The sequence below is a fragment of the Corynebacterium sp. c24Ua_83 genome (assembly GCF_039907245.1).
Classification (GTDB): domain Bacteria; phylum Actinomycetota; class Actinomycetes; order Mycobacteriales; family Mycobacteriaceae; genus Corynebacterium.
This window is the reverse complement of record NZ_JASBOI010000013.1, coordinates 36,418-57,464: the sequence shown is the minus strand read 5'-3', so window position 1 is coordinate 57,464 and position 21,047 is coordinate 36,418. Positions and strand designations below refer to the sequence as shown.

The 21,047-nt window shown below is 62.8% G+C and carries 15 protein-coding genes and 2 tRNA genes; 7 read left to right on the top strand and 10 right to left on the bottom strand.

From position 1 onward, the window contains the following. Positions 1-1,191 precede the first annotated feature (1,191 nt). From QKE30_RS08390 to QKE30_RS08365, 6 genes are all read right to left on the bottom strand, one after another. Positions 1,192-1,264 (bottom strand) — tRNA-Glu (locus tag QKE30_RS08390). A gap of 1 nt (position 1,265) precedes the next feature. Further along, positions 1,266-1,337: transfer RNA gene (locus QKE30_RS08385), tRNA-Gln, on the bottom strand. A gap of 224 nt (positions 1,338-1,561) precedes the next feature. Continuing rightward, positions 1,562-3,064 (bottom strand): glutamate--tRNA ligase, encoded by a 1,503-nt coding sequence (gltX, locus tag QKE30_RS08380; protein WP_297667013.1) that lies wholly within the window; start codon positions 3,062-3,064, stop codon positions 1,562-1,564. Between the two features lie 132 nt (positions 3,065-3,196). Next, positions 3,197-4,276, bottom strand: a complete 1,080-nt coding sequence (locus tag QKE30_RS08375; RefSeq protein ID WP_347934564.1) for a PHB depolymerase family esterase — start codon at positions 4,274-4,276, stop codon at positions 3,197-3,199. 116 nt (positions 4,277-4,392) lie between these two features. Then, positions 4,393-5,463 carry an alpha/beta hydrolase-fold protein gene (locus tag QKE30_RS08370; RefSeq protein ID WP_347934563.1) on the bottom strand — a complete coding sequence of 357 codons (1,071 nt, stop codon included), beginning with the start codon at positions 5,461-5,463 and terminating at the stop codon, positions 4,393-4,395. Between the two features lie 95 nt (positions 5,464-5,558). Then, entirely contained in the window at positions 5,559-6,410 is an 852-nt protein-coding gene (locus tag QKE30_RS08365) for a TIM barrel protein (RefSeq protein ID WP_239202613.1), read from the bottom strand. 158 nt (positions 6,411-6,568) lie between these two features. Between QKE30_RS08365 and QKE30_RS08360 the strand changes: the two genes are divergently transcribed. After that, entirely contained in the window at positions 6,569-7,711 is a 1,143-nt protein-coding gene (locus QKE30_RS08360; protein ID WP_239202611.1) for an isochorismate synthase, read from the top strand. A 51-nt stretch (positions 7,712-7,762) separates the two neighbouring features. On the opposite strand, the gene QKE30_RS08355 is transcribed toward QKE30_RS08360, so the two are convergent. Beyond that, complete coding sequence (locus QKE30_RS08355; RefSeq protein WP_070488253.1) at positions 7,763-8,575, bottom strand: fumarylacetoacetate hydrolase family protein; 813 nt, start codon at positions 8,573-8,575, stop codon at positions 7,763-7,765. Between the two features lie 184 nt (positions 8,576-8,759). Here QKE30_RS08355 and QKE30_RS08350 point away from each other — a divergent pair, with 184 nt between their 5' ends. Further along, positions 8,760-10,454 (top strand): alkaline phosphatase D family protein, encoded by a 1,695-nt coding sequence (locus QKE30_RS08350; protein ID WP_347934562.1) that lies wholly within the window; start codon positions 8,760-8,762, stop codon positions 10,452-10,454. A 12-nt stretch (positions 10,455-10,466) separates the two neighbouring features. On the opposite strand, the gene QKE30_RS08345 is transcribed toward QKE30_RS08350, so the two are convergent. Then, entirely contained in the window at positions 10,467-11,483 is a 1,017-nt protein-coding gene (locus tag QKE30_RS08345) for a 3-isopropylmalate dehydrogenase (RefSeq protein WP_347934561.1), read from the bottom strand. 176 nt (positions 11,484-11,659) lie between these two features. On the opposite strand from QKE30_RS08345, the gene QKE30_RS08340 reads away from it, so the two are divergent. From QKE30_RS08340 to efeB, 5 genes are all read left to right on the top strand, one after another. Beyond that, complete coding sequence (locus tag QKE30_RS08340; protein ID WP_347934560.1) at positions 11,660-12,541, top strand: ABC transporter ATP-binding protein; 882 nt, start codon at positions 11,660-11,662, stop codon at positions 12,539-12,541. Further along, positions 12,528-14,198 carry an ABC transporter permease gene (locus tag QKE30_RS08335; RefSeq protein WP_239202598.1) on the top strand — a complete coding sequence of 557 codons (1,671 nt, stop codon included), beginning with the start codon at positions 12,528-12,530 and terminating at the stop codon, positions 14,196-14,198. The genes QKE30_RS08340 and QKE30_RS08335 overlap by 14 nt, the downstream gene beginning before the upstream one ends. A gap of 147 nt (positions 14,199-14,345) precedes the next feature. Next, positions 14,346-15,200 carry an iron uptake transporter permease EfeU gene (gene efeU / locus QKE30_RS08330; protein WP_239202597.1) on the top strand — a complete coding sequence of 285 codons (855 nt, stop codon included), beginning with the start codon at positions 14,346-14,348 and terminating at the stop codon, positions 15,198-15,200. Between the two features lie 77 nt (positions 15,201-15,277). Then, the gene (gene efeO / locus QKE30_RS08325; protein ID WP_239202596.1) at positions 15,278-16,489 is read left to right on the top strand and encodes an iron uptake system protein EfeO; all 1,212 of its coding nucleotides are present in this window, start codon (positions 15,278-15,280) and stop codon (positions 16,487-16,489) included. A gap of 103 nt (positions 16,490-16,592) precedes the next feature. Further along, a complete protein-coding gene (gene efeB / locus QKE30_RS08320; RefSeq protein ID WP_239202594.1) occupies positions 16,593-17,978 on the top strand; it encodes an iron uptake transporter deferrochelatase/peroxidase subunit in 1,386 nt (461 codons plus the stop codon). 59 nt (positions 17,979-18,037) lie between these two features. Here efeB and serA read toward each other — a convergent pair whose 3' ends face one another. Both serA and QKE30_RS08310 read right to left on the bottom strand, forming a co-directional pair. Then, a complete protein-coding gene (serA, locus tag QKE30_RS08315) occupies positions 18,038-19,627 on the bottom strand; it encodes a phosphoglycerate dehydrogenase (RefSeq protein ID WP_239202586.1) in 1,590 nt (529 codons plus the stop codon). Between the two features lie 98 nt (positions 19,628-19,725). Further along, positions 19,726-20,949, bottom strand: a complete 1,224-nt coding sequence (locus tag QKE30_RS08310; RefSeq protein ID WP_239202574.1) for a GTP-binding protein — start codon at positions 20,947-20,949, stop codon at positions 19,726-19,728. Positions 20,950-21,047 lie beyond the last annotated feature (98 nt).

The window sequence follows — 21,047 nt, the reverse complement described above, 5'->3', positions numbered from 1 at the left end:
ACGATCCGGGGGTGTGATGCCTCTGAAACTGACTAACCAGGCCTCAAGCAGCTATAACGCAGACACCTCGGCCAAGCGTTGATATCAATTCGGATAGAACGCAAACCTACTCACGAATCTAATCAAATCGACAGAACTCACGAAGCTCACTTCGGTTGACGGCAACGCCCGTGCATGCCGAGGTAGGAACTAATTCCGAAACCTTCGCGGAAAGTATCTAGACCTACCCGAGAATTTTACTGACTTCCGGATGGTCCTCGTTCCTATGGTTCGAACATAGTTTAAGTCTTGTGTCCTTACCCACCCAGAAAAGTGGTTCGTCTCCTGGCAATCTTGACCAACCCAACGTCGGCGCCCATCGAAAACCTCTTGAAAAAACTTTTTGGCATCGTAGTTTCCCTCGCTTTCAAACGCCTTACCATTGTCATCGAGTCTGAGAATCGTTGCGCCCACGTTCAACCGCGCCCGTTTGCTCTTCTCTGACGAACTCCATGGCTTAACCATCGTACGTCGGTCCTCGTCTAGCACTCGAATTCGAGCAGCGGGATAGCGAAAGAGATCTCTGTTTAATCTTGAGTCTACCGCAGACTCCGTAAGCAACCAGATGGTTGAAGCTCCGTGCTCTTTTCTAGATTTCGATCGCTTTCCAATGTTAGTAGGCACCCGTTGCACTTCAATAGCAATCGGTGGATCCGTATGTACCCATAAGTCCGCGAACTTATGCTCGAGCGTCACCTCGACCCCCATACTGGAAAGCATATTTCTCAATCTATGTTGTATCCATCGATGCTCTGGAGTATGAGGACCTCCACCGCATCCAACAACAGATGTATGTCCACAATTCTGACTGGGACGATTCCTCAAAAACCGAGTTCCGTTCTTGCGTTGTACAGCCACCAATTCGGCTCGACATCCTGGCTCGCAGCAAATCAAGGTTCCAGTAGGCAACCTGTCTTTTCCATGCATGAGTTCCCAGTCTGAATCATTGAATACACACATCGGCTCATCCAAATGAATGTCCCTTCTGAGCGCCAGATGTTTTGTAACCTGAACGTGGTTTGTATGCGGTGAAGGCGTCATAGTTGCATAATGACAAATGGTCAGGACATACAACTAGGATCTTGCGATAATTAGAACTCTCGTTCGAAGAAGGAAAACGCCCCCGGATTTCTCCGAGGGCGTTTCAGATTGTACCCCGTACGGGATTTGAACCCGTGTTACCGGCGTGAGAGGCCGGCGTCCTAGGCCGCTAGACGAACGGGGCGCTGGCCTACCAGGACTCGAACCTAGAATGACGGTACCAGAAACCGTAGTGTTGCCAATTACACCATAGGCCATCGTTCGTCGAACAAAACCCGCAAGTGACACTCCCCGGCTATCCAGGTCGTTGAACACTGCGAACCTCGCTCGCAACGAGGAATACTATAACCAGAACAGTGAATTACAAGCAAATCAGCTGGTAAACACCCATTTTTCCGGCCATAGTGCGCTCACTGCGTCGCCCTTCACTCGCAGTACGGCACGCGCAAGCGCACCTCCCCCGCTGCGTCTACCGCTGCCTCTACTGCTGTGCAGGCGCGAAGGGCGTCTGCTCGCGGGCAGCCTGCAGGCGCGCCAGCGTGGACTCCTTGCCCAGCAGCTCCATGGACTCAAACAGCGGCGGGGACACAGCCGCACCACTGATGGCCACACGCAGAGCACCGTAGGCCTTGCGCGGCTTCAGCTCCATCTCCTCGATTAGCTTCGACTGCAGCGCCTTCTCAATGACGTCGGTCTTAAACTCCCCGTCCGCGATGGCCTCCAACTGCGCGATGGCAACCTCGAGAACCTCCACCGCGTCTTCCTTCAGGTTCTTCCTAGCGGCCTTCTCATCCAGGGACAAGTCGGCGTCAGAAGTGATCAGGAAGCGCAGCAGACCGTCAGCTTCCGAGAGCGTCTTGATGCGCGTCTGCACCAGCTCCGCGGCGAAAGCGAACTTATCCGCGGGGTAGTCCGCCGGGAAGGCCTTGTGCTCCTCCAGGTAAGTTCGCAGGCGCTCGGTGAAGTCGTCCAGCTCCAGCATGCGGATGTGGTCGGCGTTGATGGCCTCCAACTTCTTCTGGTCGAAGCGTGCCGGGTTGGGCTTCACGTCCGCCACATCGAAGTTGTCGATGAGCTGCTGCATCGTGAAGATGTCCTCATCAGCGGACAGCGACCAGCCAAGCAGCGACAGGTAGTTCAGCATGCCCTCGGGGATGATGCCGTTGTCGCGGTGGTTGAACAGGTTCGATTCCGGGTCGCGCTTGGAGAGCTTCTTGTTGCCCTCGCCCATTACGAACGGTAGGTGGCCGAATGTAGGTACCTGTTTAGCGACGCCCACCCGTACCAACGCCTCGTAGAGTGCGATCTGTCGCGGTGTGGACGGCAGCAAGTCTTCGCCTCGCAGGACGTACGTGATCTCCATCAGAGCATCGTCCACCGGGTTAACGAGGGTGTACAGCGGCTGGCCGTTGGAGCGAGCGACCACGAAGTCCGGCACGGTCTTGCCGTCCACGCTCATGTCGCCACGGACGAGGTCGTGCCACTCGTAGACTCGGTCGTCGGGCATGCGCAAGCGCCAGACCGGCTCGCGGCCTTCAGCCTTGAACTGCGCGATCTGCTCTTCGGTGAGATCGCGGTCGAAGTTGTCGTATCCCAGCTGCGGGTCGCGGCCTGCAGCCTTGTGGCGGGCCTGGACTTCCTCGTTGGTGGAGTAGGCCGGGTACACGTCGCCGGATTCCTTCAGCTTCTCCAGGACGTCCGCGTAGATATCCATGCGCTGGGACTGGCGGTAAGGCTCGTGCGGGCCGCCAACCTCGATGCCCTCGTCCCAGCCGAGGTTCAGCCACTTCAAGGAATCAATGATGGCCTGATAGGACTCCTCGGAGTCTCGCTTCGCATCGGTGTCCTCGATACGGAAGACGAGCTTGCCGCCAGTGTGGCGGGCATAAGCCCAGTTGAACAGTGCCGTGCGCACCATGCCGACGTGCGGGGTGCCGGTGGGCGACGGGCAGAATCGAACGCGAACTTCGCTTACTTCACTCATGGTATTTAACTGTACCTTCCCACGTTCTTGCCTTCGCGCTTGCTCGGTTCGGGCTCTGTGCGGGCTCTGTGCGGGCAAAGCAAAACCCCCGGCGCGGTGGCGGGGGTTTGGGGTGCCGTTGAGGCGCGCTACCTAGGCATGACGGTGGCGCGACAGGAAGTGCCACGCAGCCTGCGGAGCGTCCGGGGCGAAGGCGTGCCAATTGTGGCCGCCGAAGTCCGCACGCCACAGGACGGTGGAAGCGCGGCAACCGTTGTAGGTGAATCCGCTGGTGAGGGCGTGGGTGCGAACCCCATGCAGGGTACGCATGTCGCAGGAGTTGCGGCGTGCTGCGTTGTCGAAAGCAGCGCGGGCGCCGTAGTAACGCATGCCGTGGCGCTCGCCGCCACCGTAGTGCATCAGGGTGTCGTGCACACCGTGGATCAGCATGGTCGGTACGTTGCGCCCACGGCAGTTGTTCATGGTGGCGTCATAGTAGGCACCAGAAACAGACACGACACCGGCAACCAGATCCGGAGCCTGGCAAGCCAGGTTCATTGCCATGCCGCCACCATTGGACAGGCCGGCCGCATAGACGCGGCGGGTATCAACGTTGTAGCGCTTGGACAGGGAACGCACCATCTCGCGGACGAACGCAACGTCCTCGCCACGGCGAGTCTTGGAGTACGGGGCGCCTTCCCAGGAGCGGTCGATACCCTCCGCGTGGACTACGACGGCATCGCGGCCGGCCACCGCATTGAGGCGGGACGTGCTCTTCATGTCCGCCGCAGATTGGCCACGACCGCCGAACACAAAGAGGATCGGCTTCTTGCGGTTTCCGGAGTTCACCGGAACATCGACAATAGCCGTGCGGGTCTTCCCCTTGACGTTGAAGGTCTGGTAGTTGTTCGCCGGGCGCGGGCTCAGGGCACCAGCGAGGCCGGTTAGGCTACCGGAAACGCCGCCAACCAAGTTGCTTGGGGCGGCGCTAGCCTGCGGAGTCGCGGACTCGTTGCCGGCAGCAGTATCCAGAGCCGAGCCGGCCAGGGTACTTGCGCCGATACCGAGAGCCACGCCCAGAGACAGCGTGAGCTTGCGGAAGCGGCCGCCGCGACGGGCTGGGCGGGAAGCGCCGGAGACTGCGGAGCCTGCGGAATCAGTGTGAGTAGCCGCGGAAAGAGAGTGAGTGTTCGCAGCCTTCGTGTGAGTAAAACGTGACGAAAATTTTTGCACCGTTTAAACATACACCGGGCGGTAGTATTTAGGAACTTTTTCTTACAAAATCCTAAAAGCCGACACAGCGCTGGCTCTGGCTGGCTCTGGCCGATTTTAGTTAGCTCTAGTTAGCTCTAGCTGGCCGCGCCCGGCAACGTCTTGTTCTGACGAGCCAGGAAGTTCCAGGCCTCGTTGGCTACGTCGGGCGCAAAGTGCCAGTTGTGCCCCTGGTCGTTGATCCGCCAGAACACAGCCTCGTCGCGGCAGCCGCGGTAGCCGAACTGGGTGACGTTGTTGGGCTTCTGTTCCACCGCAGGCTGTGGCGCACAGCCGTTGCGCAGCGCGCGCGAGTGGATCAGGCGTGGCGCAGGCAGGTACGGCGCGTTGTGCAGCGTGCCGCCGTTGTAGTGAGTCAGCTCGTCCTGCTGGCCGTGGATCACGAACGTCGGCACGGACTCCGGCGCGCAGCCCTCGTTGACCGGGTTGTAGAAGGCGCCGGAGACGCTCAACACGCCAGCGATCAGATCAGGAGCCTGGCACGCAAGGTTCATCACAAAACCGCCACCGTTGGACATGCCGGTGGCGTAGATGCGGTTGCGGTCGACGTTGAATTTCCTGTCCAGCTCGTTGACGATCTGGCGCACGAAGTCGACGTCTTGGCCGCGCTTGCTGGTGGCGTACGGCGCGCCTTCCCAGGCGTTATCAATACCGCGTGGGTAGACCACGATCGCTTCACTGGCCGCGCCGGTGTTAGAGAAGCGGGAGTAACTGCGGTAATTCTCGGGCGTATCGTCGCGCCCGCCGAAACCAAACAGCACGGGCGTGGGCTTGCGCGGGTCGTAGTTGGAGGTCACGCTGACGATTGCGCTGCGGATGCTGCCGTCGGGTCGGGTGAACTCGATGTTCTCTGACTGTCCGGGGTGCGCCCTATCTATTGTTGACGCCGGCTTCGGCGCCGGTGCCGGTTTCGGTGCAGGCTTGGGCGCGGGTGCGGGAGCAGGCGCGGGCGCTTCCTGAGCGCTAGCCGCTCCAGCTCCGCCGACGAGCACGGTAGCAATCATTGCCACCGTCATAGCGACGGATACCGCCATGAGCAGGGCAAAGCGCAGGGCACGGCTGCCAAGGTGGCGTCCGGCACCCGCAGTATTTCCGGCAATTACAGAGCTAACAGCTTTAATATTCTTAACAACAGTCACATGAGTCACAAGCGTAACATTAGGTACAAGTTTCACTGCGCATGTGCTGTAACACGCCGGAATGTGCGCAACTTCTTCAGCTTTTACTCAGCTGACCTCACGCACTAGATGTGCTCGAGGACTACTTCCCCCTCATAGCCAGACGCGCGCAGCTGGCTAATCCACTCTTCCAGAGGAGCTTCGCCAGTCCCCGGCACCCCGCGGCCTGGGAAGTCCGCGATCTGCACATGCTCCGGCCATAGCTCGTTCCCCGGTCCCCGGTCGGCAAGCCAGGTCCAGTCCTCACCGTTGGCGGCGAGGTGGTAGACGTCAAGAAGAAGGCGACCACCGGCAGCAACCAAGGGCGCAGCCTCCTTAATGCTGGTCACAGGGTAGTTTTCAATACCGCTCAGGGGCTCGACCAGAGCCACGCCGTCGAAGCTCGCCAGACGCTTGACCACTGCAGCGAACGCCCGGACCTGGCGGCGCTGCAGCGCGCGCCCACCGCGGCCGACCAGCACGTTAAAGCGCCCCACGCCCGTCAGCCGGTGCAGGTACTCAACGGCATTCAGGTGCTCAATCAGCTCCTCAGTGATCGCCGGATCGCCGTCGGAAAATACGTCGTCGACCACACTCCCGGCATCCCCAGCGCCCTCGGCACCGACAGCATTGTCAGCGGCACTCGCCGGGCCGACCAAGTGCAGCACTCCCCGATCACCCGCCGCCAGATCGCCGGCCCAGAGGTTCAGCGCGACGAGCTGGCGCGGGTTCTCCGGTCGCCCCTTGGCCAGCGCATCGACCAGCTGGCGCATCTGCTGCTCGGAGGGGTGGGGCGTTTCCCACGGCCACCACAGCTCCACCTTGTCATAGGGAGAATTCGCAACCGCTTCGAGGGAATCCGCGCCGGTCTGCGCGCCGAGGGAATGGTTCATCGCGGTGGCGAAGCCCACCGGATGTTCACCTGATTCTGTATTCATAAGCATCATCATTCCACGTAGAGGCACTAATCCGGAATTGAGGTCAGTCTTTTGCCACGTACAGCCCAGGGCTTCTTGCCGCACACGGCCCGCACACAACCCGCACACAACCCAGGCCAAGGCAGCTCGCTGTCCCGCCGGGAAGTAAAATGGCACCCATGACCCACGAGCAGCGACCGGCCACCGCCCCGGATTTCCTGCTTTCCCGCCCAGATCGCAGCATCCGCACCCAGGGGCGCAAGGCGACCTTCCCGGATCCGTTCGAGGCCTCCACCGCGCTTCGAAACAAGGATGCAGACTTGATTGTCGGCGCTTTCCCCTTCGACACGTCCCTCCGCGCGGCCCTCATGGAGCCCGAGACCGTTGTCCGCGCCGAAGGCCCGCTGGAGCCACCGGCCTTCTTCCGTGGCAAGGATGCCGCCCGCTCGTTGACGGTCGAGTCCGTCGAAGCGCAGACCACCGCCGAGGAACACACGGCAATGGTCGCCGCCGCCGTCGCCACGATCCAGCAGTCCCGTTTGGAAAAGGTGGTACTGGCGCGTGCCGTGGACATCACCTACGCCGAGACCGTGGATCCGCTGCTCATCGCCGCCCGCCTGATCGACCTGTCCGCCTACCGCGATGGCTTCGCCGTGGACCTCTCCGCCACGGGTCGCTCCGAGTACCAAAACGCAATGTTCGTCGGCAGTTCGCCGGAGATGCTGATTCGCCGCGATGGCCGTCAGATCTCGGCCTTCCCCCTGGCCGGTTCCGCGCCGCGTACCGGAAGTCTCTCTATTGATGACGCCACAGCCCGCGAACTCGGAAGCTCCGACAAGGATCTACGCGAGCACCGCTTTGTGGTGGAGCACTACCGCCGAGTGCTGGAGCCATTGTGCGAAACGCTGGACATTCCGGCCACCCCGGAGATCCACGAGACAAATGAGATGATCCACCTGGGGACCCAGATCGCGGGCACACTGAAGGACGACGAGTATTCCGCGCTGGATCTGGCCTCGATGCTGCACCCCACCCCGGCCATCGGCGGCACCCCGACGGACGATGCGCTGGGGGTTATTGCGCAGGAGAAGTCTCCGCGCGAGTTTTACTCCGGCGCCGTGGGCTGGTGCGATTCCAGCGGCGACGGGGAGTTTATGCTCTCTATCCGCTGCGCCATCGTGGAGGACAACACCGCCCGCGCCTGGGCCGGCGGCGGCATTGTCGTGGACTCGATTCCCGCCATGGAGGCGGAGGAAACGTCTGCCAAGCTGCAAACAGCGCTGCGGGCACTTAACGTGCCTGCAGCGCTGCGAGAAGTGTAACGCTCGGAGCCACATCCGCCCGGCGCTGACCACGCGGCTGGCGAGTTCCGCCTACTTGCCGTAGGCCTGTACCGGGTTGGCCAGCTTGCCCAGCCCCGGGATCTCCACCTCAATACGGTCGCCCGGAACCATCTCTGCGGTGCCCGCGGGCGAGCCCGTGCAGATCACGTCGCCCGGCAGCAGCGTGAAAGCGGAGGAAACCCACTCCACGATCTCCGGGATGGACTTGATCATCTGGTTGGAGTTGGAATCCTGCTTGGTTTCCGTCTTGCCCTCGTGGGTGAGGTGCGCCAGGATCGGCTGGTTATCGATGTCGATGCTGTCCACAGCCGTTTCGATCCACGGACCCAGCGGGCAGAAGGAATCCAGGCCCTTCGCACGGGACCACTGGCCGTCCTGGAACTGCAGGTCGCGGGAGGATACGTCGTTGACGATGGTGAACCCCAGCACCACGTCCTTCCAGTTGTTCCGGTTGACGTCCTTGCACGGGCGGCCGATGACGATCGCCATCTCGCCTTCGAACTCCACGCGCGTGGCCCACTCGGGGATGCGGATGGGAGCCTCGGGGCCAACAACTGCTGTTGGGGGCTTCAGGAAGATCGTCGGCGGCAGGTGCTCGGCGCTCTTATTGAACACCTCCTTGACGTGGTCAGCGTAGTTGCGCCCGACGGCGATAACCTTCGACGGCAGGATCGGGGCCAGCAGTCGAACGTCTTCAATGGGCCAGGATTTTCCGGTGAATTCGGGCTGTCCGAACGGGTGGCCTGCGATCTCGCGGAGGGTAGCGCCGGTGCCGTCCGGCTGGCCGCCCTCCACGATCGCGAAGGCCATGCCCTCGGGGTGTGCAATTCGAGCAATACGCATGTTTTCATACCCTACTCCACTGCCCGCTCTACCTCTTGCTATGCCCCTTCTTTGTGGTCTTGTCCCTGTATTTTTTCATGACGCCCCCTTCTCCCCGCCCATTAACCATGAATTTAGTTTCACGTAATCCTCGGTTTACGCGCTTGCCACGGCTCCGACACGTTTGGCCTTTAGCTTGGCCGCTATGACGAATCGCAGCGTTAATCCTCAACTCCCCAACTCCCCGACTACTTCGAATTCCGAAACTCCTTCCAACTCGCGCAACACCACCCGCCGCACGTTCCTGGCCGGCGCCAGCGCCACCGGCGCCGCCCTGCTGGGCACGGGCGTGGCGCACGCTCTCGGCTCGCAGACCGGCAGCGTGGCTGGCTCCGCCGCCGGATCGTCGGTGGGTTCCAGCGGGGCGGTCGGCTCGGTTGGTTTGCAGCGCGCCCGGCCAGTGATCACTCATGGCGTCGCTACCGGCGATGTGCGACCCGACGGCGGCCTTGTATGGGCGCGCGTCGATCGACCGGCGCGCATGGTCGTGGAGGCATCGACGGACCCGGCGTTCCCGCGACACAAGACCAAGACCTTCCGTGGCGCCACCCTCACCCCGGAGAGCGACGGCACCGGGCGGCTGCGCCTGGTTGGCATGGAGCCCGGCCAGAAGATCCACTACCGCGTGACCATGGAGGACCAGCACACCGCCGCGCGCTCCGTGCCGGTATTCGGCAGCTTCACTACCGCGCCTTCCACCAGCCAGGCGCCGAAGAACATCCGCCTGCACTGGTCCGGCGACGTGGCGGGCCAGGGCTACGGCATCAACCCGGACATCGGCGGCATGTACTGCTGGAAGACGATGGCAGACCGCAACCCGGACCTGTTTATCCACTCCGGCGACACGGTCTACGCCGACGGACCTATCGAGGAAAACCACAAGATGGACGACGGGCGGGTATTTAAAAACCTCACCAGCCCATACAAGAACAAGGTCGCCGAAACCCTAGAGGAGTTCCGCGGCCAGCACGCCTACAACCTGCTGGACGAGAACTACAAGCGCTTCAACTCTCAGGTCGCGCAGGTGGTGCAGTGGGACGACCACGAGACGACGAACAACTGGTATCCAGGCGAGATCCTGGATGACGACAAGTACCAGGTCAAGGACGTGAACCTGCTGGCCCAGCGCGGCTTCCAGGCGTTCCACGAGTGGCAGCCGCTAGACCGGAAGATGGCCGTGGATGGCCGCGTGTATCGCAAGATTTCCTACGGTTCCCTACTGGACATCTTTGTGCTGGACATGCGCAGCTACAAGGATCGCAACCCGGACAGCGGAGCTTCCGCCACCAAGCCGGGGCACATCCTGGGCGCCAAGCAGGAAAAGTGGCTGATCGAGGGCGTGAAGAACTCCACCGCCACGTGGAAGATCATCGCCAACGACCTGCCGCTGGGCATCGTGGTTCCGGATGGGGACGACCAGGAAGGTGTGTCCAACGGAGCGGGTGGAAAGGCCGTCGGCCGCGAGGCGGAGATTGGGCGCGTGCTTAGCGGAATCAAGGACGTGCGCAACGTGGTGTGGCTGACCGCCGACGTGCACTACACCGCCGCCCACCACTACTCGCCGGATCGTGCGGACTTCCAGGATTTCGCGCCGTTCTGGGAGTTCGTCACCGGGCCGCTGAACGCCGGTGGCTTCGGCCCGAACGACATGGACGGCACCTTCGGCCCGGAGGTCGTGTACGTGCACGCCCCGGCGAAGGATAAGCAAAACTCCTCGCCACTGGATGATTTCCAGCACTTCGGAGAGGTAGACATCGACGGCGGGTCGAAGGATCTCACCGTCCGGCTGTTCACCACCCGTGGCAAGGAGTTGTGGTCGAAGACGCTGCGCGCGCAGTAGCCGCGGCGCGACCTACTTGAGGTCCGCGACCACGCGGTCGCCGACCTCCGCAGTTTTCACCGGGCCGCCGTCGCGCGAGCCGGCCTCGGCCAGCACGGCGGCCTCGATGCGCTCAGCGTTGGCATCGTCACCCAGGTGGCGCAGCATCAGCGCCACCGACAGGATCGCCGCGCACGGGTCGGCAATTTCCTGGCCCGCGATGTCCGGCGCGGAGCCGTGCACCGGCTCGAACATGGAGGGGTTCTTCCGCGAGGGATCGATGTTGCCGGAAGCTGCCAGGCCGATACCGCCGGTGACAGCGCCCGCCAGGTCGGTCAGGATGTCGCCGAACAGGTTATCCGTGACGATCACGTCGTATTCCTGCGGCTTGGTGACCATGTAGATCGTCGCTGCGTCGATGTGGTTGTAATCGACCTGCACCTCGGGGTACTCCTGCCCCACCGTCTCGATGGCACGCTGCCACAGGGAGCCGGCGTTCACCAGCACGTTCGTCTTGTGCACCCAGGTCAGCTTCTTACGCCTGCTCTGTGCACGCTCGAACGCATCGCGCACCACGCGCTCCACGCCGTAGTAGGTGTTTTGGGATACTTCGGACGCCACCTCATGGTCAGTGCCCGCGCGCAGTGTACCGCCGTTGCCGCAGTAGAGGCCCTCGGTCCCCTCTCGCACGACGACGAAGTCAATGTCGCCCGGGTTGGCCAGCGGGCTGGAAGAACCCGGGTACAGCTTCGACGGGCGGAGGTTCACTGCGTGGTCCAGCTTGAAGCGCAGCGGCAACAGCAGGCCGCGCTCCAGCACACCGGCGGGCACGGTGCGGGGATCGCCGATGGCGCCCAGCAGGATTGCGTCGTGCTCGCGCAGGGAGTCCAGATCCTCGTCGGTCAGGAGTTCACCATTGCGCAGGTAGCGGCGGGCGCCGAGGTCGTAATCGGTGGTCTCCACGTCGTCACGCAGAGCGTGCAGAACCTTCAGGGCCTCGGCGGTTACTTCGGTACCGATGCCATCGCCGGCAATCACTGCGAGTTTCACTGTATGAACTCCTTTGTCTCACTAGTTGGTTATTTAGAACAATAGCATGCCACCCGGACACCACCCACGAACCGACATAAAAGGCACACGATGAAGCCTCGGTTCACAGAGACCGAGTGGGCGTCAGACCCAAAACAGAGGAAGCCACGCGACACCCCATTGATAAAGTGGCGCGCATGACCTATGAGCCATTTCCCTCACACTTATCCCTCAACGCGGAGGTCGGCGACGCAGCGCTGGTCATCCGCAACCTAGTGAAGACATTCGCCGACAAAGTCGCGGTGAACAACCTCAACCTGACCGTGCCGAAGGGCAGCTTCTACGGCATCGTCGGACCCAACGGAGCGGGCAAGACCACCGCCATCCTCGCAGCAACGGGCATCATTCGACCCGATAGTGGCAACTCCTGGGTCGCCGGCCACCCACTGTGGGCAGACCCCGCCGAAGGCACCCGGGCGGAAGAGGAAGTGCTGGCAGCCAAGCGCAGCTACGGGCTGCTGGTCGACGGCCTCCCCGTGTTCGAACGCCTCAGCGGCAAGGAGTATCTGGAATACCTGGGCTACCTGCGCGACATCCCCGGTGAGGAACTACAGCAGCGCATCGCAGACCTGCTGCGGGCACTCGACCTGGCGGATGCCGGCAAGAAGTACATCGCCGACTACTCCGCGGGCATGAAGAAGAAGATCCTCCTGGCCGGCGCCCTGCTACACAGCCCCGAGGTTTTGATCCTGGACGAACCCTTCGAGGCCGTGGATCCGGTATCTGGCGAGGTGATCCGTACGATCCTGCGACGCTACGTGGCAGCCGGCGGCACCGTGATCCTAAGCTCGCACGTGATGGAGCTGGTCGAGGGTCTCTGTGACCACGTGGCGATCATTAACCAGGGCACCGTCGTCACCGCTGGAACCACAGAACAGGTGCGCGCGGGCAAGTCGCTTTCCGAGCGCTTCGTCGAGGCCGTAGGCGGCAAGCAGCTGGATACGGGATCCTTCGGCTGGCTCCGCGGCGGCGAGCAGCCGAGCGTGCGTCATGAGGGGCAGGCCGGTGTCGAAGACTAAAACTCTCCTCACACTCCACTGCAAGCTGTGGGCGCACGCGTTCGTCGGCAACCTGCAGATGATCATCTCGTCCGTGGTCGTCACCATCTTCGCGATCATGGGCTGTGTAGGCCTGGCGTTCGGCAGCTACAACACCCTGATCTCCGACGGGGATCCAGCGATGTTCGTGCTGACCATGGGGCTCGGCAGCGTGCTCTACCTGGCACTATCGGCCATCTTCCCCAGCGAGGAACGGATGCTGGACCCGCGCATGTTCAGCTCCCTGCCGCTGACCGACCGCGATATTCTGCCGGGCATGGTCACGGCGATGTTCATCAACTCGCGGGCGGCGATCTCGCTGGTGAACACCATCATCATGGCCGCCCTCGGATACCTCGCGTTCGCGGAGGTAGCCTCCGCGGGCGCGGGCGCACTGTGGGTGCTGGCGTGCGTACTCCAGCTGGTGATCACCCTGCTGGCAGGCGAAGCGCTCGCCGCCGCGCTCAGCAGCATTGCCACCAAGTTCAGCGAACTGTGGGGCAACGTCGCCGGAATTGTCGTCACCTTCGGCTTCCTGGCTCTGTACCTCTTGCCGCAGTTGCTCACCGACGGAACCGATCCCACCGCGGCCATCAAGACCAGCGCCGACATCCTGTCCTGGACGCCCTTCGCCGCCGCGGCCGGAGCAGCTGCTGACTTGGCCAATATCGGAGGCGGTGGCGTCAATAATGGCAGTACCGGAACCACCTTCGGAACCGACCTCGGCACCGGCCTCGCCAAGGGCGCGATCTGCCTCGTGGCGATCCTCGCAGTGGCTTACATAATGCGCGTGGCCGTCAAGCACGACCTCAACAACCCACTGCCGACTCAGCACGCCGCCCGTGCTGCGAAGGGCGATAGCCTGCTGCTGCCGCGCGTCCCCGGCTCCCCCGTTGGCGCCCTCTACTCCCGAGAGATCCGCTACTGGCGCCGCGACAACCGCTTCATGATGAGCCTGATGATCGTAGTCGTCCTCTGCGGGCTATACCTGCTGATGGGAATGCTCAACGAAGCCAACCGCTGGATGCTGTGGTTCGCCCTGTTCTTCGTATCCCTTGGTCCCCAGCAGGTCGCGGGCAACTCCCTGGGCATGGACGGCCCATCCAACTGGGTGCACATGGTCGCCGGAGTGCGCGGCAAGCAGATCGTCGCCAGCCGCAGCCTCTCCACAGCGACAGTACTGGTGCCGATCTGGCTGATCGTCTGCATCGCCGCCGGAGCAATCGACGACTTTAGCGCCACCTGGCTGCTGGTTAGCCTTTTGACCCTGGGCTGCATCCTCCTCGCCTCCGCGATGGCGAACTTCAGCGCCACACGCTTCCCCGCTCAAACCACCGCGCCGGGCACCAACTCTTTCAAGCAGCGCAACGGTGGCAGCAACGCCATAGTCTCCGCGCTGGTGACGATGCTGATCCTCACCATCTCTTTCCTGCCGGGCGGTCTGCTGGCACTGACCCCGCTGGCCATGGCCGACGGAGCAGGCAACAGCATTGCCGACATTCCCCTGCTCAGCTGGCTGGGCGTGCTGCTGCACTGGGTGATCGTTGTCGGCGCCGCCTGGATCATGAACCGCCGCGCCTCCCGCAGGCTCGACCTCGAGTGGCCGGACATCGCGCAGAAGGTGCAGCAGTACCTGTAGCAGCGCGGCATGGGGGCGCTCTACGGGGCTAGTTTTCACTCAACCCACCAAAAGATTAGGCAAACCTCACCTAGGGGATTATGCTAAAGCGGTCCCAATCACTAAGGCGAGACTAACCTGAACTCGCCCCTCCTCTTGAGGTTGCCCATGCTCTACGCCAACCTGCTCATCGGACTTCGAGAAGGCCTCGAAGCCACGATGATCGTCATCATCCTGGCCGCCTATCTAAAGAAGACCGGCCGCTCCCACGAACGCCCCTGGCTGTGGGGCGGAGTCGCCGCCGCGCTGGCCATCACCGTCATCAGCTTCCTCGTCCTGCAGTTCGGAACGAAGACGCTCACCACCCAGGGCCAGGAACTCATCGGCGGCATCGCCAGCCTGGTCACCGTAGCCATGATTACCTGGATGCTGCTGTGGATGTCCTCCACCGGCAAGAACATGGCCGACGAGCTGAAAGGCAAGCTCGACGCCGCCATCGGCCCCAAAGCAGTGTTCGCGGTGGCGCTGCTGGCCGTCGGTCGCGAGGGAATCGAGACGATCCTGCTGGTCTTCGACTCCTTTACCAGCGACAACGCCACCCCATTCATCGGCCTGGGTATCGGCGTAGCGATCGCCGTGCTGCTGGGTGTACTGATGTACCGCGGCGCCATCACCATCAACCTGCAGGTGTTCTTCCAGGTCGTTGGCATCCTGTTGGTGGTCGTCGCCGCTGGCATCCTGCGCTACGGCATCACCGACCTGCAGGAGGCCAACGTGCTGCCGGGGCTCAACTCGATCCTCTTCGACATCTCGGGGGTACTCACGCCGGGCACCTGGTACGCCGCTCTGCTGGAGGGCATGTTCAACATCGTGCCCGCGCCAACCGTCCTGGCGTTCATCGGTTGGGCTGTTTACCTGGTTGTCGCGATGTGGCTGTTCCTACGCCTGTCGAAGAAGGTGCCGTCTACTTCTAAGGGTTCTGACGCCCACTCTTCCGCCCCGACCACCCCAGCCAACGCCTAAATCCCCCATCCCTCCAACTTCCTGCCTTAGCGCGCTTAGCTCGCGTTTCAACTACAAAAGAAAGACTCATCCCCATCATGATCCGCACCACCCGTACCTCCCGTTCCACCCACAACTCCCGTTCCACCGGCACTTCCCGCACCGTGCGCTCTGCGCGCCCCGTTCGCTCCGCCGCTGCGCTGGCACTACCGCTGGTCCTCTTCCCAGCGACTCTGAGCGCCTGCGCCGACAAGGATGCATCCAACACCATCGAGGTCACGCAAACCGACGACGCCTGCACCCTGTCCAGCGCCGACCTGTCCACAGGCTCTAATACGTTCACGGTTACCAACAATGGCTCCAAGATCAACGAGTTCTACGTCCTCACCGATGGCGGCCGCGTGGAAGGCGAAGTTGAGAACATCGGACCGGGCGCGACCCGCAAGCTGGTGGTCGAGCTCCGCGAGCCCGGCAAGTACCAGGGACTGTGCAAGCCCGGAATGGTCGGCGCAGGCATTGGCACCGACATCAACGTCACCGGCGACGCGGTCTCCGCCGCCGAGGGCGACGAAGCGCTGCAGGAGGCCGTGGATAACTACGTTTCCTACGTCCGCTCGCAGACGAAGAACCTGAAATCCCGGACCGCTGAGTTCGTCAATGCAATCAAGGCCGACGACATGGAAAAGGCCAAGGAGCTCTTCGCGCAGGTCCGCACCCCTTACGAGCGCATCGAGCCAGTCGCAGAATCCTTCCCGAATGACCTCGACCCGCGCATCGACCTGCGCGAGGCCGATATCGCCGACGGAGACGAATGGACCGGCTTCCACGCCATCGAAAAAGATCTGTGGAAGAACAAGAAGATCACGGACAACACCAAGAAGCTGGCCGATCAGCTCTCCAAGGACGTCGACGAGCTCGTCGAGGGCGTGGAATCCAAGGACTTCGACGTCACCCCGGTACAGATCGCCACGGGCGCTCTGGGCCTGCTGGACGAGATCGCCACCTCGAAGATCACTGGCGAAGAGGACATCTTCTCCAAGACCGACCTGTGGGACTTCCAGGCCAACTTGGAAGGCTCCAAGGCCGCCATCGCCGCGCTGGAAACCCCGCTGGAGCAGCGCAAGCCCGGCAAGCTGGACGAGATCAACAAGCGCTTCGATGAGGTTCAGGAGCTTCTGAACGGCTACCGCAAGGGCGACGGGTTCGTGCTCTACGACACGGTGAGCGAATCCGAGCGCAAGAAGCTCTCTGGCGCCCTGGACCACCTGACCGAGGCCGTCTCCGAGGTTCAGACCATCATCGCCGGCTAAGCCACGCTGTCCCCTGATCCCCCAGTTCAGGACTCCCCATTTCCGGGGCACCGGTTTTCGCCCGATCTCCAGCCATTACCCGTCTCAAGAAGAAAGCCATACCATGTCCGCCGAATCCCCTACTCCCCGCGAATCCGCCGACTCCGCTGCTAGCGCTAGCAACGCTGGCGCTTCCAACCACGCCGTCGCTAACGGCAGGAACGCCGCCGGCGCTAACGGCACGGGAATCTCCCGCCGCCGATTCCTCACCGGGCTGGGAGTTGGCGCCGGCGCTGGAGTGCTCGCCACCGGAGCGGGAGCGATCGCCGCCGACAAGGCCAACGTTGGTCCGTTCGGGCAGAAAGATGCGGCTGAGGGCGTCATACCTTTTAGGGGCGAGCACCAAGCCGGCATCGCGACCGCGCAACAGGAACACCTGCATATCGTCGCGTTCGACGTAACCACCGACAACCGCGACGACCTGCGCGATATGCTCACCGAATGGACCGGCATGGCCGAGCGCATGGTGGCCGGCGAAACCGCCGCGCCGCTGCGCGAAGACCAACGTAGTGACGCCGCCCAGTTCTGGGTACCCGAGGATTCCGGCGAGGCGATCGACCTCGGCACGAACAACCTCACGCTAACGATCGGCTACGGGCCCAAACTCTTCGACAAGCGCTTCGGCCTGGCAGGTCGGCGCCCCGAGGGATTCGAGGTCATGCCGAAATTCCCCTCCGACCAGCTGGTAGACAAACTGTGCGACGGCGACATCGTGATCCAGGCCTGCGCCGACGACCCGCAGGTGGCCGTCCACGCCGTGCGCAACCTGGTGCGCGCCGGCAGCGGCGTGGTGGAAGTGCGCTGGTCGCAGCTGGGATACGGCCGCGCCAGCTCCACCACCCGCGAGCAGCAAACCCCACGCAACCTCTTTGGTTTCAAGGACGGCACCCGCAACGTGGTGGCGGAGGAAACCGAGGAAATGGATAAGTACATCTGGGCCAGCGACGGCAACGGAGCCGGCGGGCAGGACTGGATGGCAGGTGGCTCGTACCTGTGTGCCCGGCGCATCCGCATGCTGCTGGAAACGTGGGATAGGCAGTCGCTGTCCGACCAGGAGCACACCTTCGCCCGCTACAAGGACAACGGTGCGCCGATTGGTACAGACGACGAGTTCGCCGATGTGCCCTTCGACCTGACAATCGGGCGCGAGGCCGCGATCCCGGAGGATTCGCACGTCTTCCTTGCACACCCCGACAACAACGACGGGCAGCGCATGCTGCGGCGGGCGTACAACTTCGTGGAGGGGTCGGATAACTTCGGCCACCTGTCGGCGGGGCTGTTCTTCATTGCCTATGTTGCAGACGCAAAAAAGAGCTTCATCCCAATTCAGATGAAGCTCTCGCGCAACGACAAGATGAACGAGTACGTGCGCTACGAATCCTCGGCGATCTTCGCCTGCCCGCGGGGGCTCGGCGAAGGTGAGGACTGGGGCGCCCAGTTGTTCGGCTAGCCGGGGGCGAGCCTGCACCCGGGTCGCCGGCCGCTGGACGGTGAGCCCAGGATCGCGGGTTAGAGGTTCAGAACGAACGCGTTGGAGGCGTTCAGCTCTGCCTTGACCTCTTCGACTAGCTGCTGGTCCAGTTCCTCACTCACGCGCAGAACCAGAGTTGCAGCCTGCTCATCGTCCGTCGGGGACAGTGCAGCGGCGTCGATGTTGATGCCCTTGTTACCCAGCAGCGTACCGACCTTGCCCAGCGCGCCCGGCTGATCCGGGTATGCCAGGAACAGGTTCGTGCCGGTGGCTCGCAGGTCCAGGCCGCGGTGGTTGATACGGACGATCTTCTCCACGTGCTCCAAGCCGGTCAGCGCACCGGCGACGGTGGCGGTGGTGCCGTCTGCGGCGACAACCTGAACCTCCAGGATAGAGCGGTGGCTGACGGACTCGTCCTGAGTCTGTACGTCCAGCTCCACGCCGCGCTCTTCAGCGATCTGCGGGGCGTTGACAAAGGTGACCTGCTCGTCGATCACGCCGGAGAACACACCACGCAGGCCAGCCAGACCCAGCGCGTCGACGGACTCGGTAGACAACTCGCCACGGGCGGTGACGGTCACGGTGTTCGGAGCGCTGTTCAGCAGCTCGGAGGCAACGCGGCCCAGGTTGGTGGCCAGGTTCAGCCACAGGGCAACTTCCTCGGAAACCTTGCCGCCGGAGACGTTCACGGCGTCCGGGACGAAGTCGCCGGCCAGGGCCTTCAGAACGGATGCGGCAACATCGGTGCCCGCACGGTCCTGTGCCTCCACGGTGGAAGCGCCCAGGTGCGGGGTAACGACGACCTCTTCCAGCTCGAACAGTGGGGAGTCGGTGCACGGCTCGGAGGCGTACACGTCGAAGCCGGCGCCGCGGATGTGGCCGGACTTGATGGCCTCCGCCAGGGCCGCCTCGTCCACCAGGCCGCCGCGGGCGGCGTTGATGATGATCTGCCCCTTCTTGGACTTTGCCAGCAGATCCGCGTCGAACATGCCCGCGGTTTCCTTAGTCTTCGGCAGGTGGATGGTCACGAAATCGGAGCGGCCCATCAGCTCTTCCAGCTCCACCAGCTCCACGCCCAGCTGTGCGGCGCGAGCGGGATTGGCGTACGGGTCGTAAGCGATGATGTCCGTCTCGAAAGCGGCCAGGCGCTGTGCAAACAGCTGGCCGATGTGGCCGAAGCCGACGATGCCGACGGTCTTGCCCAGGATCTCCACGCCCTTGAAGGAGGAACGCTTCCACTCGCCGTCGCGCAGGGTCTTGTCGGCGGCGGGGATCTGGCGGGCGGTGGACAGCAGCAGGCTGATTGCGTGCTCGCAAGCGGAGTGGATGTTGGAGGTCGGAGCGTTGGCGACCATCACGCCGCGGGAGGTGGCGGTGTCGATGTCAACGTTGTCCAGGCCCACGCCAGCGCGACCGACGATCTGCAGCTTCGGTGCTGCCTCGAGCACCTCGGCGTCGACGGTGGTTGCAGAGCGGACCAGCAGCGCGTCCGCGTCTGCGACTGCCTTCAGCAGTTCGGGGCGGTTCGGGCCGTCGACCCAGCGAACCTCGACGGAATCGCCGAGGGCATCGACGGTGGACTGGGACAGCTTGTCGGCGATGAGGACTACCGGACGGGTGTTACTCACGAATGTTTCTCCCTAAAGTGCGACATTGCCTCGCCCACGCCGAAACGACCGCGCCGACGCGGGAAGGGACCACGCCATCCAAATGTGACGTGCGACCCTTACAGCATAGCTCTTACCTCTGTGTCACTCAGCATTGCATTAGAGAATTGCTGTACCGCTCTGTCTGCATCGAAATTGACGCCAATCAGTACCACCTCACTCGAGGGAGTTAGCCCCACCTGGCGCCACCCGCCGGCCGGTTGTATCCGCAGGTCAGGACCAGCCTGGTGCCACACCTGAGCGAGCTCCGGACGGTCGGCGATCCAGCAGTATCCCTTGGAACGCACCAACCCAGTTGTGGAGCGCAGCGCCTTAATCAGCCTCTCCCTGTCGAAGGGGCGGTCCCCGCGGAAGACAACGGAGCTGATGCCGTACTCTTCCGTCTCTGGGGTGTGCGGGTTCTCCAGCTCGTCGAGGTAGCCCTCGTAGGCGCGGGCCGTCGCCTCGTCGTAGAGGTGCGCGCCGAGAATGTCATCTACCGCCGACCGCCCTGCGCTCGCAACACCAGGAGCTTCAACATTGCCAGGCTCACATGCGTTAGTCGCTGCGTTGCGCGCTGCATTACTCGCCGCACCGCTTGCCGAACCTCCGGACAGGTCGGTGACTATGCGGCCGTGGAGAAGTTTCTCGATGCGCGCCCGCGGGTTCATTCGGCGCAGCAGCGCTACCGTCGCGCGGTAGCGCTGCTCGCTGACAAGGTCCGCCTTGGTGACGTAGATGACGTCCGCGAATTCCACCTGATCGACCAGCAGATCCGCGATGGTGCGTTCGTCGTCCGCAGTCGCCTGCAAGTCCGCTTCTGTAAGCAGCTTCTTCTGCCCTATTTGCGGCAGGAACTGGGCGGCGTCAACAAGAGTGACCATAGTGTCGATCGGCGCAACGTCCGCGAGGCGAGTGCCGTCCTCCCAACGCCATTCGAAGGTTGCGGCGACGGGCATGGGCTCGGAGATGCCGGTGGATTCGATGACAATGTGGTCGAAGTCGCCACTGCGTGCGAGCGTGCCAACGGATTCCACCAGATCCTCGCGCAATGTGCAGCAGATGCAGCCGTTGGTGAGCTCGACGAAGCGGTCTTCGCCGCGCGTGAGGTGGCCTTCCCCGGCGATGAGGGCGGCGTCGATGTTGATTTCCGAGAAGTCGTTGACGATCACCGCGATGCGACGGCCACCTCGGTTGGCAAGCAGGTCGTTGAGCAGGGTTGTCTTGCCCGAGCCGAGGAAACCGGACAGCACCGTGACGGGCGCGGGTGTGCGGCCGGATGAATGGCTATGTGTATGTCTCATAGCCCGCCACCCTACACGTTATTGCAAGTGGTTTTCATTAGCGGCTTGAGGGTGGCGCTTCAAAGTATCTCTAGCGGACTTGCTTCTAGAGCCTCTAG